The 17,625-nt window shown below is 74.2% G+C and carries 19 protein-coding genes and 7 tRNA genes; 14 read left to right on the top strand and 12 right to left on the bottom strand.

Features of this window, described 5'->3' with window-relative positions:
• Position 1: 1 nt before the first annotated feature.
• On the bottom strand, positions 2-1,189 hold the full coding sequence (locus tag J7E94_RS23945) for a serine/threonine-protein kinase (RefSeq protein ID WP_215018782.1): 1,188 nt from the start codon (positions 1,187-1,189) through the stop codon (positions 2-4).
• Positions 1,190-1,740: 551 nt separating this feature from the next.
• Here J7E94_RS23945 and J7E94_RS23950 point away from each other — a divergent pair.
• The 3 genes from J7E94_RS23950 (at position 1,741) to J7E94_RS23960 (ending at position 3,549) form a co-directional block, all read left to right on the top strand.
• Positions 1,741-1,926 carry a hypothetical protein gene (locus J7E94_RS23950; RefSeq protein WP_215018783.1) on the top strand — a complete coding sequence of 62 codons (186 nt, stop codon included), beginning with the start codon at positions 1,741-1,743 and terminating at the stop codon, positions 1,924-1,926.
• Positions 1,927-2,152: 226 nt separating this feature from the next.
• Entirely contained in the window at positions 2,153-3,187 is a 1,035-nt protein-coding gene (locus tag J7E94_RS23955; protein WP_215018786.1) for a phosphotransferase, read from the top strand.
• Between the two features lie 62 nt (positions 3,188-3,249).
• Positions 3,250-3,549, top strand: coding sequence for a zf-TFIIB domain-containing protein (locus J7E94_RS23960; RefSeq protein WP_215018788.1), 300 nt, complete (start codon positions 3,250-3,252; stop codon positions 3,547-3,549).
• A 59-nt stretch (positions 3,550-3,608) separates the two neighbouring features.
• Here the strand turns inward: J7E94_RS23960 and J7E94_RS23965 are convergent.
• From J7E94_RS23965 to J7E94_RS23985, 5 genes are all read right to left on the bottom strand, one after another.
• Positions 3,609-3,680: transfer RNA gene (locus J7E94_RS23965), tRNA-Val, on the bottom strand.
• Positions 3,681-3,730: 50 nt separating this feature from the next.
• Positions 3,731-3,802: transfer RNA gene (locus J7E94_RS23970), tRNA-Val, on the bottom strand.
• A 19-nt stretch (positions 3,803-3,821) separates the two neighbouring features.
• Positions 3,822-3,893 (bottom strand) — tRNA-Val (locus J7E94_RS23975).
• Position 3,894: 1 nt separating this feature from the next.
• Positions 3,895-3,968 (bottom strand) — tRNA-Cys (locus J7E94_RS23980).
• A 41-nt stretch (positions 3,969-4,009) separates the two neighbouring features.
• Positions 4,010-4,082: transfer RNA gene (locus tag J7E94_RS23985), tRNA-Gly, on the bottom strand.
• A gap of 180 nt (positions 4,083-4,262) precedes the next feature.
• Here J7E94_RS23985 and J7E94_RS23990 point away from each other — a divergent pair.
• From J7E94_RS23990 to J7E94_RS24000, 3 genes are read left to right on the top strand one after another with little or no spacing between them, the layout of a single operon-like run.
• Positions 4,263-5,351, top strand: coding sequence for a chorismate-binding protein (locus J7E94_RS23990; RefSeq protein WP_215018790.1), 1,089 nt, complete (start codon positions 4,263-4,265; stop codon positions 5,349-5,351).
• The gene (locus J7E94_RS23995) at positions 5,348-6,169 is read left to right on the top strand and encodes an aminotransferase class IV (RefSeq protein ID WP_215018792.1); all 822 of its coding nucleotides are present in this window, start codon (positions 5,348-5,350) and stop codon (positions 6,167-6,169) included. The genes J7E94_RS23990 and J7E94_RS23995 overlap by 4 nt, the downstream gene beginning before the upstream one ends.
• Before the next feature lie 43 nt (positions 6,170-6,212).
• On the top strand, positions 6,213-7,055 hold the full coding sequence (locus J7E94_RS24000) for a GNAT family N-acetyltransferase (protein WP_215018795.1): 843 nt from the start codon (positions 6,213-6,215) through the stop codon (positions 7,053-7,055).
• Here J7E94_RS24000 and J7E94_RS24005 read toward each other — a convergent pair.
• Positions 7,052-7,546 carry a DsbA family protein gene (locus J7E94_RS24005; RefSeq protein ID WP_215018797.1) on the bottom strand — a complete coding sequence of 165 codons (495 nt, stop codon included), beginning with the start codon at positions 7,544-7,546 and terminating at the stop codon, positions 7,052-7,054. The two genes, J7E94_RS24000 and J7E94_RS24005, sit on opposite strands and share 4 nt — an antisense overlap.
• Positions 7,547-7,716: 170 nt before the next feature.
• Here J7E94_RS24005 and J7E94_RS24010 point away from each other — a divergent pair, with 170 nt between their 5' ends.
• Together J7E94_RS24010 and J7E94_RS24015 are read left to right on the top strand one after the other, a co-directional pair.
• On the top strand, positions 7,717-8,157 hold the full coding sequence (locus tag J7E94_RS24010) for a hypothetical protein (RefSeq protein ID WP_215018799.1): 441 nt from the start codon (positions 7,717-7,719) through the stop codon (positions 8,155-8,157).
• Between the two features lie 108 nt (positions 8,158-8,265).
• Entirely contained in the window at positions 8,266-8,493 is a 228-nt protein-coding gene (locus J7E94_RS24015; RefSeq protein WP_251057163.1) for a hypothetical protein, read from the top strand.
• Here J7E94_RS24015 and J7E94_RS24020 read toward each other — a convergent pair.
• Both J7E94_RS24020 and J7E94_RS24025 read right to left on the bottom strand, forming a co-directional pair.
• Positions 8,434-9,036 (bottom strand): CGNR zinc finger domain-containing protein, encoded by a 603-nt coding sequence (locus tag J7E94_RS24020; RefSeq protein WP_215018802.1) that lies wholly within the window; start codon positions 9,034-9,036, stop codon positions 8,434-8,436. The genes J7E94_RS24015 and J7E94_RS24020 overlap by 60 nt on opposite strands.
• Positions 9,037-9,249: 213 nt before the next feature.
• Positions 9,250-9,663, bottom strand: coding sequence for an SsgA family sporulation/cell division regulator (locus J7E94_RS24025; protein WP_030011909.1), 414 nt, complete (start codon positions 9,661-9,663; stop codon positions 9,250-9,252).
• Positions 9,664-9,840: 177 nt separating this feature from the next.
• Between J7E94_RS24025 and J7E94_RS24030 the strand changes: the two genes are divergently transcribed.
• Together J7E94_RS24030 and J7E94_RS24035 are read left to right on the top strand one after the other, a co-directional pair.
• Entirely contained in the window at positions 9,841-10,287 is a 447-nt protein-coding gene (locus J7E94_RS24030) for a TIGR02611 family protein (RefSeq protein WP_215018804.1), read from the top strand.
• A gap of 46 nt (positions 10,288-10,333) precedes the next feature.
• Positions 10,334-10,405 (top strand) — tRNA-Val (locus J7E94_RS24035).
• Between the two features lie 75 nt (positions 10,406-10,480).
• On the opposite strand, the gene J7E94_RS24040 is transcribed toward J7E94_RS24035, so the two are convergent.
• On the bottom strand, positions 10,481-12,808 hold the full coding sequence (locus J7E94_RS24040; protein WP_215018806.1) for an SCO7613 C-terminal domain-containing membrane protein: 2,328 nt from the start codon (positions 12,806-12,808) through the stop codon (positions 10,481-10,483).
• Between the two features lie 123 nt (positions 12,809-12,931).
• Here J7E94_RS24040 and J7E94_RS24045 point away from each other — a divergent pair, with 123 nt between their 5' ends.
• A complete protein-coding gene (locus tag J7E94_RS24045; RefSeq protein WP_215018808.1) occupies positions 12,932-13,447 on the top strand; it encodes an SRPBCC family protein in 516 nt (171 codons plus the stop codon).
• A gap of 38 nt (positions 13,448-13,485) precedes the next feature.
• Positions 13,486-13,557, top strand: a tRNA-Val gene (locus tag J7E94_RS24050).
• Positions 13,558-13,634: 77 nt separating this feature from the next.
• Here the strand turns inward: J7E94_RS24050 and J7E94_RS24055 are convergent.
• Positions 13,635-14,360 (bottom strand): 3'-5' exonuclease, encoded by a 726-nt coding sequence (locus tag J7E94_RS24055; protein ID WP_215018811.1) that lies wholly within the window; start codon positions 14,358-14,360, stop codon positions 13,635-13,637.
• 221 nt (positions 14,361-14,581) lie between these two features.
• Between J7E94_RS24055 and J7E94_RS24060 the strand changes: the two genes are divergently transcribed.
• A complete protein-coding gene (locus tag J7E94_RS24060; protein WP_215018813.1) occupies positions 14,582-15,160 on the top strand; it encodes a DUF4365 domain-containing protein in 579 nt (192 codons plus the stop codon).
• Entirely contained in the window at positions 15,160-16,365 is a 1,206-nt protein-coding gene (locus tag J7E94_RS24065) for a hypothetical protein (protein ID WP_251057129.1), read from the top strand. The genes J7E94_RS24060 and J7E94_RS24065 overlap by 1 nt, the downstream gene beginning before the upstream one ends.
• 321 nt (positions 16,366-16,686) lie before the next feature.
• On the opposite strand, the gene J7E94_RS24070 is transcribed toward J7E94_RS24065, so the two are convergent.
• On the bottom strand, positions 16,687-17,166 hold the full coding sequence (locus J7E94_RS24070; protein ID WP_215018815.1) for a GNAT family N-acetyltransferase: 480 nt from the start codon (positions 17,164-17,166) through the stop codon (positions 16,687-16,689).
• Positions 17,167-17,625 lie beyond the last annotated feature (459 nt).

Below are 17,625 nucleotides of genomic sequence, written 5' to 3' on the forward strand. Positions count from 1 at the left end.
CCTACAGCTTCTGGGCGGCGGCGATACCCAGGGCCACGACCAGCGTCACCACGATGAACACGATCAGCCGCTGGCGCATCAGCTTCGGGTCCGGCCGCGAAGGGCGACGCCCCGCCCCCGTCGTACGGGGGGCCGGGCGGCCGCCGGTGCGCCCCGCGGTCGGCCGGGAGGAAGGGCCTCCCGCACCGGGCGGGTTGCGGGAGGACGAGGGCCGCGCGTGCGGTCCGCTGTGCGGCTCGCCCTGGCCCCGGGGCGTGGTGCTGCCGCCGGTACGGCGCTCCGTACGCTCCGCGTACTCCTCGGGGAGCCGGCCGGTCGGCTGCTCCGTACGGGCGCGCTGCGCCGGCGGGCGCCCCTCGGGCAGCCCCTGCGCCTCGCGGGCCGCGATCTCCTTGAGCCGCATCGACAGCTGGAGCGTGCTGGGCCGATCCTCGGGGTCCTTGGCCAGGCAGGCCTGCACGAGCGGGGCGAGCGCGTCCGGAACCCCCTGCAGGTGCGGCTCCTCGTGGACCACCCGGTACAGCATGACCTCGGAACTGCCGTGCCCGAAGGGCGAGTCCGCGGTCGCGGCGTAGGCAAGGGTGGCACCGAGGGCGAAGACGTCCGTCGCGGGGGTGACGGCGGCGCCGCGCACCTGCTCGGGCGCCAGGAACCCGGGGGAGCCGACGGCCGTTCCCACATGGGTGAGGGTGCTCGCCCCGGTGGCCCAGGCGATTCCGAAGTCGATGATGCGCGGGCCCTTGGGGGACAGAAGAATGTTCGAGGGCTTGAGGTCCCGGTGGACGACGCCCGCCTCGTGCACGGCGACGAGGCCCTCGGAGAGAGCGGCGCCGATCGCGGCGATCTGCGCAGCCGTCAGGGGGCCTTCCTCGGCCACCCTGTCGTGCAAGGAGGGCCCGGGGACGTACTGCGTGGCAAACCACGGCCGCTCGGCCTCCAGGTCCGCCGCCACCAAGCGCGCGGTGCACCCGCCGCGGATCCGCCGGGCCGCGGACACCTCGCGGGCGAACCGGGAGCGGAACTCCTGGTCCTCGGCCAGATCCGGCCGGATGACCTTGAGCGCGACGCGCTGCCCGCGCCGGTCCGACCCCAGGTAGACCACACCCATGCCGCCCGCGCCGAGCCGCCGGTGCAGTCTGAACGAGCCGACGACACGCGGGTCCTCGCGCCGGAGCCGCATCATCGCCATGTCCACCCCGCTGACCGGTCGTCCTGTTGACGTGGCACAGCTTACGGACGATCCGGCATGCGCGCTCAGAGGCCGCGCCCTCGCCGGGAGATTCGATTGTCAGTGCGGCACAGCACACTTGAGGGTCCCTCAGCGCTGCCGCAGCGGGCCGGAGAGGTCGTGCCCGGGTCCGCCAATCAGCTGTCCCCGCAAGGGGATTGATCTGTCCGCCGGGCCCCTGCCCCGGTCGCGTACGCCCGCGCGCGCCCCCCACCCGAGTGGATCTTGCCGACAGCCCGCGCGGGGACACGCATGAACAGGGAGTGACGGAAGTGAGCGAAGTCACTACGCTCCGGTGACCCCCTCCGGGAAGACCCCTACTACGGGCGTGTGGTCTCCACCCAGGGGAGTACGCGGCGCGGGTGCCGTCATCCTCCTGGAGGCCCGGCAATGGGTACGAAGGCATGAGGCCAGGGGCCTTCTGCACACCTAGTGTTGAAGACAAGCGGCGGGTGGCGCACTCGTCCCCCGAGGTCACAAGCCCGCCGCTGCCAAACGACAGGGAGAGGACCATGGCGGACATCGCACGGCAGGGACGCAAGGCATTCGCGTTCAACGGCCATGAGTCCGGTACGCGCCACCCGCTGGTGGCCGCGGTGATGGTCCTCCCCCTGGCCGCCCTCCTGCTCTTCCTCTTCGGAGGCTTCGAGCAGGTGGCGGCACAGGCGTCGTCCGTGGGCGTGATGCTGGGGCGCTGAGCGGCGCCCCAGGCCCGGGAGAGCGGCCCGGGCCGGGACATCGGCCTGTCGAACCCCGTGGGGACGGGGGAGCGACGACGGACGGCAGGTGAAGGGTGCTGCCCGTACGACTGGGGAGTCGGACGGGCAGCACCCTTTTGATGCCGCACCTCCTTTCCCTGTACGGGCACACCCGTGCTTGCATGTGCTCCGGGGCCGGACCGGCCCGTCCGACCCGGGGGTTTCCATGACCGTGCCGCTGCCCGCCGCTCTCGCCGTGTACGCCGCCGCGGGCGGCCCGGAAGCGGGGGAGCCGTATGTGCTCCTCGCCGACCGGGACGACGGGACCGTGGTGCGCTGCGGGCCGGCCGTGGCCAAGGCGCACGCCGGGGACGCCGACCGCGAGGGCCTCGCCGTACGGATGCGGATCGCGGGGGACCGGGCGCTGGCCGGTGTGCTGCTGGCGCCGCTGCGGCCGGGGTTCGGATCGGTCCACGGGCGGCCCGTCTCCCTTTGGCCGTACGGGACCCCCGTGGACCCGGAGCGCCCCGAGGACGCGCCCTGGGAGGAGGCGGCCCGGCTGCTGGCGGCCCTGCACCGGACGCCGCCGGCCGGCCTCCCCGGCCCGGTCCCGCCGATGCGCGGCCCGGCCAAGGTCGCCCGCGCCCTGCACCGCCTCGCGCGGGCGCTGCCGGTCCCCGTTCCGGAAGGCGCCGGGGACCCCAACGATGCCGGGGACCCCAACGATGCCGGGGACCCCAACGATGCCGGGGACCCCAACGATGCCGGGGGCGCCGGCGTCCGTGCCGTACGGGCCGCCGCCCTGACCCTGCCCGCCTGGGCGCGCGGGGAGGCCGCCGCGCCCGTCGGCGGCGCTCTGTGCCACGGGGACCTGCACCTCGGGCAGCTGGTCCGGCATCCGGCCCCGGACGGGCCCTGGCTCCTCATCGACGTCGACGACCTCGGCCTCGGCGCCCCCGCCTGGGACCTCGCCCGCCCCGCCGCCTGGTACGCCGCCGGTCTCCTCGACACCGGCACGTGGCTGCGCTTCCTCGACGCCTACCGCGCCGCCGGCGGCCCGGCCGCCGGCCCGCCCGGCTCCGACCCCTGGCCGGAACTCGACCTCGCCGCCCGCGCGCTCACCGTACAGACGGCCGCCCTCGCCCTGGCCAAGGCGGCCGGGGCAGGCCGCCGACTCGACGACGGGGAGCGGCTGATGGTGGACGCCTGTGCCCGAATAGCCGGGCTCCCGGCCGACTTGGAGTCCGGACCTCCGTCGTAGGGTGGGCGTCCCGCCACCGGGCATGCATCCGGTGGCTACGTCGACGGAGGAGTTGAACCGGCATGCAGTGTCCCAAGTGTCACGCCATCATGCACACTTACAACCGCAACGGTGTCCAGATCGAGCAGTGCAGCGGCTGCCGCGGCATCTTCCTCGACTACGGCGAGCTGGAGGCGCTGACCCGCCTGGAGTCCCAGTACACCGCCCAGTACGGGCAGGTGCCCCCGCCCGCCGTGCCGCCGGCGCCCTACCCGGCCCCGCACGCGGCCCCGGCCCCCGCGTGGGGCGCCCCGCACCACGGCGGCCACGGAAACCACGGCCACCACCGCGGGGGCTTCGGCCGGATGCTCTTCTCCTCCTGAGCCCCGCCCGCGGAACGGCGGAAGCCCCGGCCGTCGAGACGGCCGGGGCTTCCGGGCGGTGCGCGATACTGGGATTGAACCAGTGACCTCTTCCGTGTCAGGGAAGCGCTCTCCCGCTGAGCTAATCGCGCGGGACTACGGTGCTGAACCGCAGGTCGAACAGGTGGTGCGTGGTACTGCGTGCGCGATACTGGGATTGAACCAGTGACCTCTTCCGTGTCAGGGAAGCGCTCTCCCGCTGAGCTAATCGCGCGGGGATCCTTGCGGACCAGTGGACGATACTGGGATTGAACCAGTGACCTCTTCCGTGTCAGGGAAGCGCTCTCCCGCTGAGCTAATCGTCCTTGGAGGTGGAGACGGGATTTGAACCCGTGTAGACGGCTTTGCAGGCCGTTGCCTCGCCTCTCGGCCACTCCACCATGGAGCTGCGGGGGTCATCGGGAAGAGATCCCCCACTTCGAGCGGACGACGAGACTCGAACTCGCGACATCCACCTTGGCAAGGTGGTGCTCTACCAACTGAGCTACGTCCGCAGGTCACCGTGTTCACTCCGGGGTTTTGCCCCTTCGCTCCCTGGCGACGTGTTGAACTCTAGCGGATTCCCCGGCCAGCTCAAAAACGCGTTTCCGCAGCGTGCTGCCGGTCGATCACCACCGGTCACCCGGCGGTCACCTCCCCGGCGGCGCCGCGTCACCGGTCATAGACTCGCAGCCGTGCACGACCTGCCTCCCATGGCCCGCTTCGGCGGCCTCCTCGCAACCGACCTCCGAGACGTCACCAGCGACCCTGGTGCCCTCGACTCCACCGGCTTCTGGGCGGTGGCTGCCGACTTCGAAGGCCGGCTCGTCTGCGCGCGCTTCGGGGACATACGCCCCGAACCGGTGCCCGCGCCCGTTCCCGGAGCCTGGCACGGCCCCGGCGCCGACCAGTGGACCTCCTCGCTCGACCGGGCCCAATACGTCGCCGGCGTCCGCCGCGTCCGCGAGTACATCGCCGCCGGCGAGGTCTACCAGGCCAATCTCTGCCGCGTGCTGTCCGCGCCGCTGCCCGACCCCGACGGTGCCGACGTCGACGCCCTCACCGCACTGCTCGCGCGCGGCAACCCGGCCCCGTATGCAGGAACGATTCGGCTCCCCGCCCACGGCGTGGAGATCGCCACCGCCTCCCCGGAGCTGTTCCTGCGCCGCACCGGCCGCCGCGTCGACTCCGGCCCCATCAAGGGCACCGGCCGCACCGTCGCCGACCTGCTCCCCAAGGACCACGCCGAGAACGTGATGATCGTGGACCTCGTACGCAACGACCTCGGCCGGGTCTGCGCCACCGGCTCCGTCACCGTCCCCGAGCTGTGCGCCGTCGAGGAGCACCCGGGACTGGTCCACCTCGTCTCCACCGTGAGCGGGCAGCTCGCCGACGGCGCCGGCTGGCCCGAGCTGCTCGCCGCCACCTTCCCGCCCGGCTCCGTCACCGGCGCGCCCAAATCCTCCGCCCTGCGGATCATCGAGGCCCTGGAGACGGCCCCGCGCGGCCCCTACTGCGGGGGCGTCGGCTGGGTCGACGCCGACCAGGGCACCGGCGAGCTCGCCGTCGGCATCCGCACCTTCTGGATCGACCGCGAGGCCCCCGGCGGACCCCGCCTGCTCTTCGGCACGGGCGCCGGGATCACCTGGGGCTCCGACCCCGACCGCGAGTGGGCGGAGACCGAGCTGAAGGCGGCCCGCCTGCTGCGGGTAGCGTCGGGCACCACCCCTGAGGTGACCGGCACCCAGGGGACGAACGGGATGAGCGGAGGGACCGTACGGTGAGGATCTGGCTCGACGGAGCACTGCGGGACGACGACGGGGCGAAGGTGTCCGTCTTCGACCACGGACTGACCGTGGGTGACGGCGTTTTCGAGACGCTCAAGGCGGAGCGCGGGCGGACCTTCGCCCTCACCCGCCACCTGGAGCGGCTGACCCGCTCGGCCCGCGGCCTCGGCCTGCCCGACCCCGACCTCGACGAGGTGCGCCGGGCCTGCGCGGCCGTCCTGGAGGCCAACCCCATGGAGCGCGGACGGCTGCGCGTCACCTACACCGGCGGCGTCTCCCCGCTCGGCTCCGACCGCGGCGACTCGGGGCCCACCCTGATCGCCGCCGTCGCGGAGACCCCCCGCCGCCCCGACACCACCGCCGTCGTCACGGTGGACTGGGTCCGCAACGAGCGCTCCGCCGTGGCCGGCCTGAAGACCACCTCGTATGCAGAGAACGTCGTCGCGCTCGCCACCGCCCACCGGGCCGGGGCCTCCGAGGCGCTCCTCGCCAACACCGTCGGGCGGCTCTGCGAGGGCACCGGCTCCAACGTCTTCGTCGTGCTCGACGGGGAGCTGCACACCCCGCCCCTGGCCTCCGGCTGCCTCGCCGGCATCACCAGGGCCCTCGTCGTCGAGTGGTCCGGAGCCAAGGAGACCGACCTGCCCTTCGAGGCGCTGGCCCAGGCCGAGGAGGTCTTCCTGACCTCCTCGCTGCGTGATGTCCAGGCGGTCGTACGGATCGACGGGCGCGAGCTCGCCACCGCCCCCGGGCCGGTCACGGCCGAGGCGATGCGGCTCTTCGACGCGAAGGCCGGCGCGGACCTCGATCCGTGAACCCCGGTGACGCCGGGCCCCGCGACCGGTAGAACTCAAGGTGATGACCACCACCCTGCGGCCCACGCAGCCGCTCCAGCAGCACAGCGACGGCACCCGGTCGCGGACCTACGAGGTCCGCGTGAACAGCCGGCCCGTCGGCACCCTCGAACTGGCCACCCGGTCCGCCGCCCAGCCCGAGGTGGGCGTGATCCGGGGCCTGTGGATCGACGAGCGGGACCGCAGGCGCGGGCGCGGCACGGTCGCCGCGCTCGCCGCCGAAGAGGTGCTGCGCTCCTGGCGCTGCACGGGCGTCGCCGTGTCGGTGCCCGCCGACGCGGCGCCGGCGCTGCGGATGGCCGAGGCCCTCGGCTACCGGGTGACCGGCCGGGTCCAGGTCAAGGAGCTGCCCGCCGAACCGCCCGTGCTCCCGGCGGGCAGCAGCGGCCGGCCGATGACCCGGGCCGAGTACGACGCCTGGCAGGAGCGGGCCGTCGTGGAGTACAGCCACCACCTCATCGCCCCCGGTGTGACGGCCGAGCAGGCCTTGGCCGCCTCCCGCGCGGAACACGCCGAGCTGCTGCCGGCCGGGCGCGACACCCCCGGCGCGGCCTTCCTCCTCCTCCAGGCGGCGGACGAAGCGATCCTGGGCACCCTGTGGGTGGGGGAGCGCGACCTGCCCGGCGTCGGACCCGTCCCGTACGTGTGGGACGTCGACGTCGACGCCGACCACCGGCGGCAGGGGCACGGGCGGACCCTCATGCTGCTGGCCGAGCACGCCGCCCTGGCCGCGGGCGCCCGCCTGCTGGGCCTCCACGTCCACGAGGACAACATCCCGGCCCGGCGGCTCTACGAGTCGCTCGGGTACCGGGACATCACGGTGAACGCCAGGAAAGAGCTGATCTAGGCGGACAGGAGGCGGTCGGCGATCTCCTCGATGCGGGCGCGCAGCCCGTCCTGGCTCTTGCCGCCGTCCAGGCGCTCGCCGTCGATCACGTACGTGGGGGTGCCGGTCACGCCGATGGCCTTGCCCTCGGCCTGGTCGGCGTCGACGATCAGGATGTGCCGCCCGTCGACCAAGGCGGTGTCGAACTCCTCGACATTTAGGCCCAGTTCACGCGCCACGTCGAGCAGCACCGGCTCGCCGCGCTCGGCCAGCTCCGCGGTGTGGGCCAGCACGGCCTCCGCGTAGGGCCAGCCCAGACCCTGCTCCACGGCCTCCTCGGCGGCCTGGGCCGCGGCGAAGGAGTGCTTGTGCTTCTCCAGGGGGAAGTGGCGCAGCCGGATGTCCAGCCGGTCGCCGTAGCGGGCCCGCAGGGCCCGTACGTCGTCCAGGGCGCTGTGGCAGTCCGGGCACTGGAGTTCGCACCAGACGTCGAGGATCACGGAATCGGTCATACGGACAGTCTCCCAGCCCCCGTACCCCGCGACCCACCGACCGGGACCTGGGGAGGAGGCGGACCCGGAGATGTCCCGGAGATCGGCGCCGGGAGCTCTTGGACCTGGCCGCCGCGCCAGGGAGCGGTGCAGGATGGAGGGGGACAGACCGCCCACTCCTGGAGGACCGCATGCTCGCCGAGACCATCTGCTCCGCGGTGTCCGCGGCGGGCCTGGGCCTCGCCGCGCTGACCGCCTACCGCAAGCGCTTCCTGGCCGCCGCGCGGATCGCCGCGTACGCGCTGGTGCCCCTCGGCCTCGTGATGACGGGCGTCGTGGAGTGGGTGTCCGGGATGGTCTTCAAGCCGACCGTCTGGGCCGGCTTCGGACTGCTGGCGCTCGCCTGGCTGCTCTTCGTCACCACCCGGGCCGTCGAGCGCCGCGGCCGCGGCAAGGCGGTCGAGGGGAGCCCGGCTGCCCGGGAGGCCGTCGCCCCGGCCGCGTCCGCGCCGTCGCTCGGTGCCGGCGCCGGGTCCCGCCCGCAGGCCACCGCGCGTCAGAAGCCGCAGGCCGCTGCCGACGGGGAGGACTTCTCCGACATCGAGGCCATCCTCAAGAAGCACGGCATCTGACGCATCCGGCCCGGGGAGCCTGCGGTCCACAAGATCGGGCGAACTACCGCGCCGATCTTGGCGTGTTGGGGTACGGATGGCGGTGCGCTGCGCCATCATCGGCCCGACATGGTCGACACATCGCAGAGTGAGCCGCCGGGGCCCGTGCCGACGACTGTCCCGACTCCGGTCCCGACTCCGGTCCCGACTCCGGTCCCGACTCCGGCCCCGACGTCCGCCCCCGAGGAGCCGAAAGGCTGCCTCTTCGCGCTCTCCCAGCCACCCCTGATGATCTTCCTAGCGGTGATCGGCACCCTGCTGCTGCTCGCCGCCGTGCACGACCTCTTCCTGCTCTGACTTGCGCCGGGCCCGGTACGCCGCCACGTGCAGCCGGTTCCCGCAGGTCCGGCTGTCGCAGTAGCGCCGCGAGCGGTTCCGGGAGAGGTCCACGAAGGCGCGCCGGCAGTCCGGGGCCTCGCAGCGGCGCAGCCGTTCCGTTTCGCCGGAGACCACGATGAAGGCCAGCGCCATGCCGCCGTCGGCCGCCAGGTGGTCGCCGACCGAGGCACCGGGCGCGAAGTAGTGCACGTGCCAGTCGTAGCCGTCGTGGTCGGTCAGCTGCGGAGTGGTTCCGGCCGTCGCCACCAGCTCGTTGATCAGTACGGCCGCCGCACGGGAGTTCGGCGCGGCGAAGACCTGGGCGAACTTGCCGCGCACGGTCCGGACCCCGGCCAGGTCCCGGGCGCCGAGCTCGCCGACGTCGCTGATCGCGTACTCCTGGACGAAGCCGCGCAGCGCGCTGACGTCCGAGAGCCCGTCGGGCTGGTCCGCCTCGGCCGCAGTGTTCACCAGCGCGACGACGACGTCGAGCGCGCGACGGGTGTCGTGGGGGATCTGCACGGGGTCTCCCTCAGGGGCCGGGCCTGCGACGACGGGCCTGTGCCGCCGTGGGGGCCGACTCTAGCGGGTCCCTCCGGAAGGGGGGTGCCCACGCACACCGGCGCCGTCCGCGCGGGTGGCTTCCGCGAGAACAGCGCCGACCGTGCCGTATGGGGTTGTCCGGCCCACACCGTCGCCCCGAGTCGGACGGTGCCGGGCGGTTGTATGCCTGGCTCAGCTTTCGGCCAGGATGTGGGAGAGCTCCTTGTCGAGGTCGAAGTGCCGGTGTTCGGTCCCGGGTGGGACCGCGGCGTCCGTCCGCTTGAGGAACGACTCGAGTGCTCGGGCGGGTGCTTCGAGCAGTGCTTCTCCCTCCGGTGAGCTCAGGGCGATGCAGACGACGCCCTGACCGTGGCTGCGGGACGGCCAGACGCGGACGTCGCCGGTACCGGTGGGCCGGTGGAGACCCTCTGCGAGGAGGTCGCGGGCGAATACCCATTCGACCGTCTCCTCGGCGCCGGTGTGGAAGGTGGCGTGCACGGCGTAGGGGTCGGCCGTGTCATACCGCAGGCCCGCGGGAACAGGCAGTGAGGACTCGCTCGACACAACGAGGCGCAGGTGCAGCTCGCAGCTGACCGTGGTGTTCATAAGCGCCAGGGCCTTTCGCTCAGTGTGCGCTCGGGGATTCGCACGTCGGCGAAATCGACATGCCACCTACGGTGCCGTTGTAAACCCCTCTGACCGTTTTGCGGACCTCTGGGTCCCTCGGACGGCGGATCCAAACCACCATTCACGTGTGCTTCCGGCTCCGGTAGATTCGACCCTATGAATACGGGGAGTGACCGCGAGACCAATGAGTCCGCAGCCGGCGATTCCGGCAAGGGGGCCGAGGAAGAGGCGCTGCACGTGTCGAAGGCGCCCGCCTTCATCAAAGCGCGCCGAAGTCTGCACCTGAGCTGGCAGGTCGGCGTCTTCGTCGTCGGCCTGGCCGTCATCGGCGCCGGCGTCGCCATGCTGGTGCTGCCCGGGCCCGGCTGGGTCGCGATCTTCGCGGGCCTGGCGATCTGGGCGACCGAGTTCGCGTGGGCGCACCTCGTGCTGCGCTGGACCAAGCGCAAGGTGACCGAGGCCGCGCAGAAGGCGCTCGACCCGAAGGTCCGCCGCCGCAACATCATCCTGACCAGCGTCGGCCTCGCCGTCGCGGGCGCGCTGATCGGCTTCTACCTGTGGAAGTACGGGCTTGTCCTGCCCTGGGACATCAAGGACCAGTGATGGTCACGGACCGCCGCTGACATGCGGTAATGTTTGCGGTGCGTCCGGGCGATTAGCTCAGTGGGAGAGCACTTCGTTCACACCGAAGGGGTCACTGGTTCGAACCCAGTATCGCCCACCCGGACCAGAGGCCCGGAGACTTCACCGTCTCCGGGCCTCTGGCGTTTCCGTGCCCGCGGCAGCCCTCACGGCCTCACCGCAGCCGGCCGAGCGCGTCCCGCAGGCGCCGGGCGTCGCGCAGCCGCTTCTCGTACGTCGCCCCCACCGCCAGCAGCAGCAGGCCCGCCAGGGCCGGCGGCACCCAGCGCGGGAGCGCCCCCGCGACCTGCACCACATACGGGGCCAGCTCGTGCAGCGCCACCGCCGCCAGCACCGCCCCGCCCAGCGCGAGCGGCGCCTGGAGCCGACGCCGGGCGCCCGCCAGGGTCACCGCCAGCGCGGCCAGGCCCAGCAGCAGCGGGCGCAGCCAGTGCCCGATCCCGGTCGGGGAGCCGCCCAGGACCGCCAGCAGGCTCGGCAGCAGGGTCGCGGACAGGCCCGGGCCGTACGCCGTCCAGGACGAGGCCCCCGGATCCCGGCGCCGCCGCAGGAAGCCCACCGCAAGGGCGGGCACCGTCACCGGCAGCGTGTACGCCTCCGGGACCGTGACCCCGAAGTCGGCCAGCCGGACCCAGGTCGCCGCCACGAACAGCGCGCCCGCCGCCCAGCTCCCCGGTGCGCGCCGGTCCTCGCGCACCGCCGCCCCCGCGCAGATCACCCCGGCCAGCGCCAGGATCAGCGCCAGGGTCCCCGTCCGGCCCGCCGACAGGGCCACCGCCGACACCCCGGACGCCGCCGCAGCGATCTCGGCGGGCACCCGCACTCCGCCCAGCCGGGGCCCGAGCGCGGCCACCACGGCCGGGACGGCCAGCACCGGGAGCGCCCACCAGGCCACCGCCAGGCCCGCCGCCGCCCCCGCCGCCGCCAGGAGCGCCGTGGCGTACCCGACGGCGCACACGGCCGCCCCGGACCGGATCGACCGCGCGGCGGGCCGGTAGGCCGCCCCAGCCGCGCAGCACGCGCCCAGCGCTCCCCACACCGCGAAGGTGGCCGCCCGGCCGTCCAGCGCGCCCAGGGACACGTTCCCGGCACCGACCAGCGCACACCCGGCCGCCGCGAAACCGGCCCCGCGCGCCGTGGTGCGCAGGGCGAGGACTCCCGCCGCCGCCGTCACCGCGAGCTGAGCGGCGAACACCGCCGCCACCGGGAGTCCGAGCAGCTCCGGCGCCGTGAACAGCCCCGACCAGGCCAGGACCACCGCCGCCACCGCGGGCTCCGGCCGCGACAGCGCCCTCGACAGCCACCAGCCGGCTCCGGCCGTGATCAGCAGGATCACCGGGACCGCCGCCCCCGGCCAGTACGGCTCCGCGGCCGGGGTCGTCGCCGCCCACACCTCCTCCAGTACCCGGACGCGGGCGAGCAGGGTCGGCGCCACCGCCGACCAGCCCGCAAGCGCGGCCAGGGCGGCCACCGCCGCACCGGCCCGGGCCAGCCCGCGCCGTACCGGTGCCGGGAGGGCGCGGACCCGTACGGCCGCCAGCAGGGGCAGCGCCGCCAGCAGGTGCACCACCACCGTCCAGGCGGGATCCAGGCCCTGGCGCGCCACCCCGCCGAGGGCGACCACCGCCGCCAAGCCGCCCGCCGTCGCGGCCGCCCAGGCGCGCGGCTCCCGCCGGGCCGCCGCGATGCCGAGCGCGGCGCCCGCCAGCAGCAGCGCCCCGGGGGCGAGCGCTTCGCCCGCCGACCCCGCCGACCAGGACTCGGTCGCGCCGGTCAGCAGCGCCACCGCGCCGAGCACCGCCGCCGGGACGGCCGCCACCCGGACCCGCAGCGCGAGGGCCGCGTCCAGCGCCGCCGTCGCCAACAGCGACCAGCCGATGTCCAGCGGCCCCGCCTGCGCCGCCAGCGCGGCCAGCGGCAGCGGGAACTGCGCCGCCAGCACCGCGGCCGGCAGCGGGATCCGGACCTTGCGCAGTCCGGCGCCGTACGCGGCCCACGCCGCCGCCAGTACCGCCGCCGCCCCCGAGGCATAGGCGAGGCCGTCGGTGTGCGGCATCCCGACCGCGTAGAGCGCGTACGCGTCCAGCACCGTCAGCAGCAGGCCGACCGCAGCCACCGACTCCGCCGTCGACCGCAGACCGCGGCGCAGCAGCACCGCCGGGACGGCCAGCGCCGCCGCCGTCACCGCGGCGAGCACCGCCGAGCGCCCGGCGATCCCCAGGGAGCCCCAGCTCAGCAGCGTGAACGCCAGCGCGGCCACCGCCAGCAGGACCGCGCCCAGGGTGAGCAGCACGTTCTGCGCGCTCGGGGGCGAGGTCTCCTGCGCGGGCGCGGCGGGCCCGGGAGGCGCCCAGGCGGGAGCGACCGGCAGGCGCAGCAGCCAGTCCCGGCGGCCCAGCAAGTACAGCCGCCGGGTATCGAGTTGGACCAGCTCACGGTCGATGAGCGCCAGCTCTTCGGCCGGCGGCAGAGGCGTGTTCATAGTGCGGAGTGTGGCGCCGGTCACGCGGTCGGCACATGGGTGCGGGTACTCAGATGTGCCCTGAGTACGCCCGGTCCGGGTGAAGTGGGCATACGGGGGCCCTGGCCGGGCCAGACTGGAACCATGGACCGCAGCCGCTGGGACCGCTCGGACTGCTCGGACCGGTGGGCCCGGTGGAGCCGCTACCGCTTCCGCAGTGTGTGGCACCTCGACGCGCCGCCCGGCCGCGTCTTCGCCGAACTGGAGCAGCCGGGGGAGTACCCGCACTGGTGGCCCCAGGTCCGCCGCGTCGAAACGGTCGACGAGCGAAGCGGCACCGCGACCGTCCGCTCGGTCCTCCCGTACGCACTCCACATCACCGCCACCGAGCTCCTGCGCGACCCCGCCCACGGGATCCTGGAAGTCTCCCTCGGCGGCGATCTCGACGGCTGGGCACGGTGGACCGTACGGCCCCGGGCCGGCACCGGAGCCACCCGGACCCGCGCGCTGTACGAGCAGGAGGTCGAGGTGCGCCGGCCCCTGATGCGGCGGCTCGCGCTGCTCGGGCGGCCGGTGTTCCGGCTCAACCACACGCTGATGATGCGGGCCGGGCGGCGCGGTCTCGCGGCCCGGCTGGCCGCCGGCCCGGAAGCGGTTTGAACCAGCCCCAAGCCTTCTGTATTGTTCAGTGCGTTCCCGGGCGATTAGCTCAGCGGGAGAGCACTTCGTTCACACCGAAGGGGTCACTGGTTCGATCCCAGTATCGCCCACCGGGACAGGCCGGTCCGTCTGCTGACGGACCGGCCTTCCGCATGTGTGCCCTTCGCATGGGGGCCTTTCGCCCGTGTCACGCCGCCGTCGACAGGTCCGGGCGCAGCGGCCAGTGCGGATCCACCGGCTCCGGGGTCCCCTGGCGCGCGAACCACGCCTGGAGCCCGCGCGCCTGTGCCGCGTGCCACACCTGCTGGAGCGTGTGCAGTTCGGCCGGCGACAGCCGCTCCAGCCGCGCCGCGAACCGGCGCCCCACCGCCCGTACGAGCTCCAGCGAGGCCAGCGCGTCCGCCGCCGCGTCGTGCGCGCCCTCCAGCTCTATCCCGTAGTGCGCGCAGAGGTCGGTCAGCGTGCGGCGGCCCTTGCGGTACCGGTCCAAGTGCTTGTCCAGCACCCGCGGATCCAGCACCGTCAGCGGCCTGTTGTCCAGGTACCGCGACAGCGACGATGCCCGGTGCCGGCGCAACTCCCGGTCCAGCAGCGTCAGGTCGAACGGCGCGTTCATCACCACCACCGGCCGGCCCGCCACCTGCTGCTCCCCGAGCGCGCGGGCTATCTCCTCCACCACGGGCGCCGGCCAGCGCCCGTGGCGCTGCAGGTGCTCGTCCGTGAGGCCGTGCACTTCCGTGGCACCCGGGGGCACCGGGATGCCGGGATTGACCAGCCAGCGGGTGGCGCGGACCCGGCCGCCCGCACACTCCTGCACGATGAGCGCGGCGGACACGATCCGGTCCTGCTCGACGTCCACCCCGGTGGTCTCCGTGTCGAATGCGGCCAGCGGGCCCTCGTACCAGCGTGTCATGGCGAACTCCTCGTCCCCGGTCGGCAGATGGGGGTGCACCCGGCAGTGCTGCGCAGAACGTGCCACCCTTGCCCGCATCGGTGATACCCGTGCTGTTTGCCCCGTACGCCGTTTGCGGCGAGCCGCGTGCGGAGACAACACTCATGGGGGGCCGTACAGATGACCGGTCGTCACCCCACCCACCACCCACGGCAGAGCCCGGAAGGCATGGGGAGCCGGCCATGGCGCTCGCGCAGCCCGAACCGGGCGGGGTGCTGCAGGGGCGGACCGATCCGGGGACCGGACCGCTGCGCGGCACACTCGCCACCACCGCCTGTATGGAGACCCTCCAGGTGGGATACCTGCACGCCGTCGCCGCCGCGGCCGGCTGCTCGCTCTCCCAGCCCTTTCCGGACAACGGCATCGACTGGCACGTCAGCCACGGCGCCCCCGAGCACGTCGTCGACGACGAGGTGACCATCAAGGTGCAGCTGAAGGCGACCTACCAGATACCGCCCAGGCCGGCCGGGCCCACCTTCGGCTTCACCCTCGACAACGAGCACCTGGTGAAACTGGCCCGCACCCCCGTCGCCGTGCACAAGATCCTCGTTGTGATGCTCCTCCCGCGGGAGCGCGACGAGTGGCTCGCCGCCGGGCACGACCGGCTCGACCTGCGGCACTGCTGCTACTGGACCAATCTCGCCGGCACCCCTGTGACCGGCCGGCGCCGGACCACCGTACGGATCCCGACCGCGCGGATCTTCGACGACCGTGCGCTGTGCGAGATCATGACCCGGGTCGGGTCGGGAGGGACACCCTGATGAACTGGCACCCGCCGCACCTCGAACCGCTCTCGTCCCCGGAGCTCACGCCGGACACGCCCGACCCCGCGCAGGTCGATCCGCAGGTGCTGGGGGCGCTGCTGCACCGGCACGGGTGGCTCCGGCGCGGCGGTGCGGCCGGGCGGTACGGGCGCTGGACCCCGCCCAGCCACGCCGGGACCAGCCTGCTCGTCCCCGAGAGCCGCGGCTTCCCCGACTGCGCCGACCTGCTGGAGGAGGCGCTCACCGCGCTCTCGCGCAGTGCGCTGCCGTCCGCGCGGGAGGTGCTCTACGGGCTGAGCGTGCCGAGCGACGAGATCCGCTGGGAACGGGAGATCCCGCGGGGACCGTACGGGCTCCGGGGTGACGCGGCGTGGTCGGTGCAGGAACAGCTGCGCTCGGCCGCCCGGCAGCTGCTGCTGGCCGGGGCCCTCGCCGACCGGGCCAGGGCCGGGTACTACGGCGCCCGGCACCGGGCGCAGGCCGAACGGGCCCTGGAAGGGGTGCTGGTGGGACCGGCCCCGGGCGGGCGGCGGCTGACGGCGTTCGTACCGGTGGACGGCGGGCGGGGGACTGTGACGCGGCTGCACCAGGCGCTGCACGCGGCCCGCGAGGCCGTGGACTACCGGCGGGCCACGGGAGGCATGGAGGCCTTCGACGCCGCCGTGCAGGCCGGGGTCAGCCGGGAGCTCGCCCATGCCCTGATCGCGCTGGTGCGGGGCTCGGAGGGGGCCAGGATCGCCCTGGCCTGGGCGCCCGCGGCGGGGGTCCCGGCGGGGTGCGCGGCCCGGCCCGAGCCGGTGGAGTTCTCGCCGGGCGACCTCCCGGTGCTGCGGGAGGCCGCCGCCCGCTATACGCGGGACGAGCCGGCCGTGCCCGTCCGGATCGCGGGCGCGGTGGTCCGGATGCGCCGCTCGGCGGCGGGCGGTGGTGGCACGGTCCGGGTCCGCGTCCTGGCCGGGGCGGAGGTCCCGTACGTCCGGGCCGCGCTCGACGAGGAGGCGTACCGGGTGGCGGTGCACGCCCACCTGGCGGGACTGCCGATCCGGCTCAGCGGACGGTTGCAGCGGAGGGGCGGCTTCCGGCGGCTCGCCGCTGCCACGGACGTGACGCCCGTCCCGCTGGACGAGGTCGAGCGGGACCGGCTGATGAAGTCGCTGGACGAGGCGTTCGATCCGGCGGATGTGCTGCCGTCGGACGACTGAGCAGTAGCGGCAGATGGGGTCGAGGGTGGCCGGCGTCGGTGGTGATGCCGGCGTGGCGGGATAGCAGCCGCCCCCCATGTCGTGGTGTTCTCGCCGGCGCAAATCCTGCACGAGGAAAACGAGTTGTGATTTCGCTTCCCGAGTGCGGCACGCTCAGACCCAGGCCAGCCGTGTCCATGCCAACTGTAGGTGACGGTGCACAGGTACTCAACGATGTGTGTGGAAGGGCGGGCCTACCTGGCGGTCGCGGCCCGGCTGGGCGTGAACCGGGGCATCGTCGCCGTCGTGGGGCTCCCCGGCCCGCGTGCTGCGGATCTGGCCTCAAACGCCGGCGGGGCTGAAAGCGAAGGACGCCATGCGCAGGCCCGGGGCGGGGAAGAAGTCTTCGCCGCGGACGAAGCCCAGGCGCTCGTAGAGGCCCACCGCAGGGGCATTGGCGGCGCCTGTGGTGACCTCGACCGGGCGGTCCGGGAAGAGCTCGGTCAGCGCGTGGCGCAGCAGCAGGGAGGCGATGCCCCGGCGGAACCAGGCCGGGGCCACGCAGAGCCGGTCGATGCAGACGGCGCCGTCGGCCTCCTCCGCCCAGGCCAGGAAACCGGCGAGCTCCCCGCCCTCGGAGACGGCGCCCACCCAGTTCAGGGCATGCGCTCGCATCTCGGCGAGGCTTTCGCGCAGCGCGGGGATGCCGTCGAAGCCGATCAGCTCCGCCTCCACCGCATAGGAGTCCCGCCCGATCCGGTACACGGCGGCCGCGGTGGCCTCGTCGGCCAGGTCCAGCGGACGGATCTGCGGGCTCGGCATACGGGTCCCTCCGGGAGAGTCGGGTGGTCGGCCCACGTTACCGAGCTTCGGATGGGGCGGGGGCACTCCGGAATGTCCCCGCAGGCCGACCGAACCCATCGCCGGGCAACCAGCCGGTCCGGCTCAGGGTTCGCGAACCGAGGAGACGTCCCGGAGTGCCCCCGCGCCCCCGCCCAGCCCGCGCCTGCGGCCGGAGCCGGGGGCCGGCCCAGAGCCCCTTAGGCCGAGGCAGCTCTGAACCGAGGAGACGTCCCGGAGTGCCCCCGCGCCCCGGCCCAGCCCGCGCCTGAAGCCGGAGCCGGGGGCCGGCCCAGAGCCCCTTACTTAGGCCGAGGCGGCTCGGTTCCGGACCGCGCAGGGGCGAGGAACGCCGCCCGCCGGCCGGGCGGGCCCGGGGCCACCCGGGGCGCCGGGCGGTGCGGCCGGCCGGCCGGGGTCACCGCGGGGGCGTCCCCGGCG

It is taken from the genome of Streptomyces sp. ISL-94, from assembly GCF_018614075.1.
Lineage (GTDB): Bacteria > Actinomycetota > Actinomycetes > Streptomycetales > Streptomycetaceae > Streptomyces.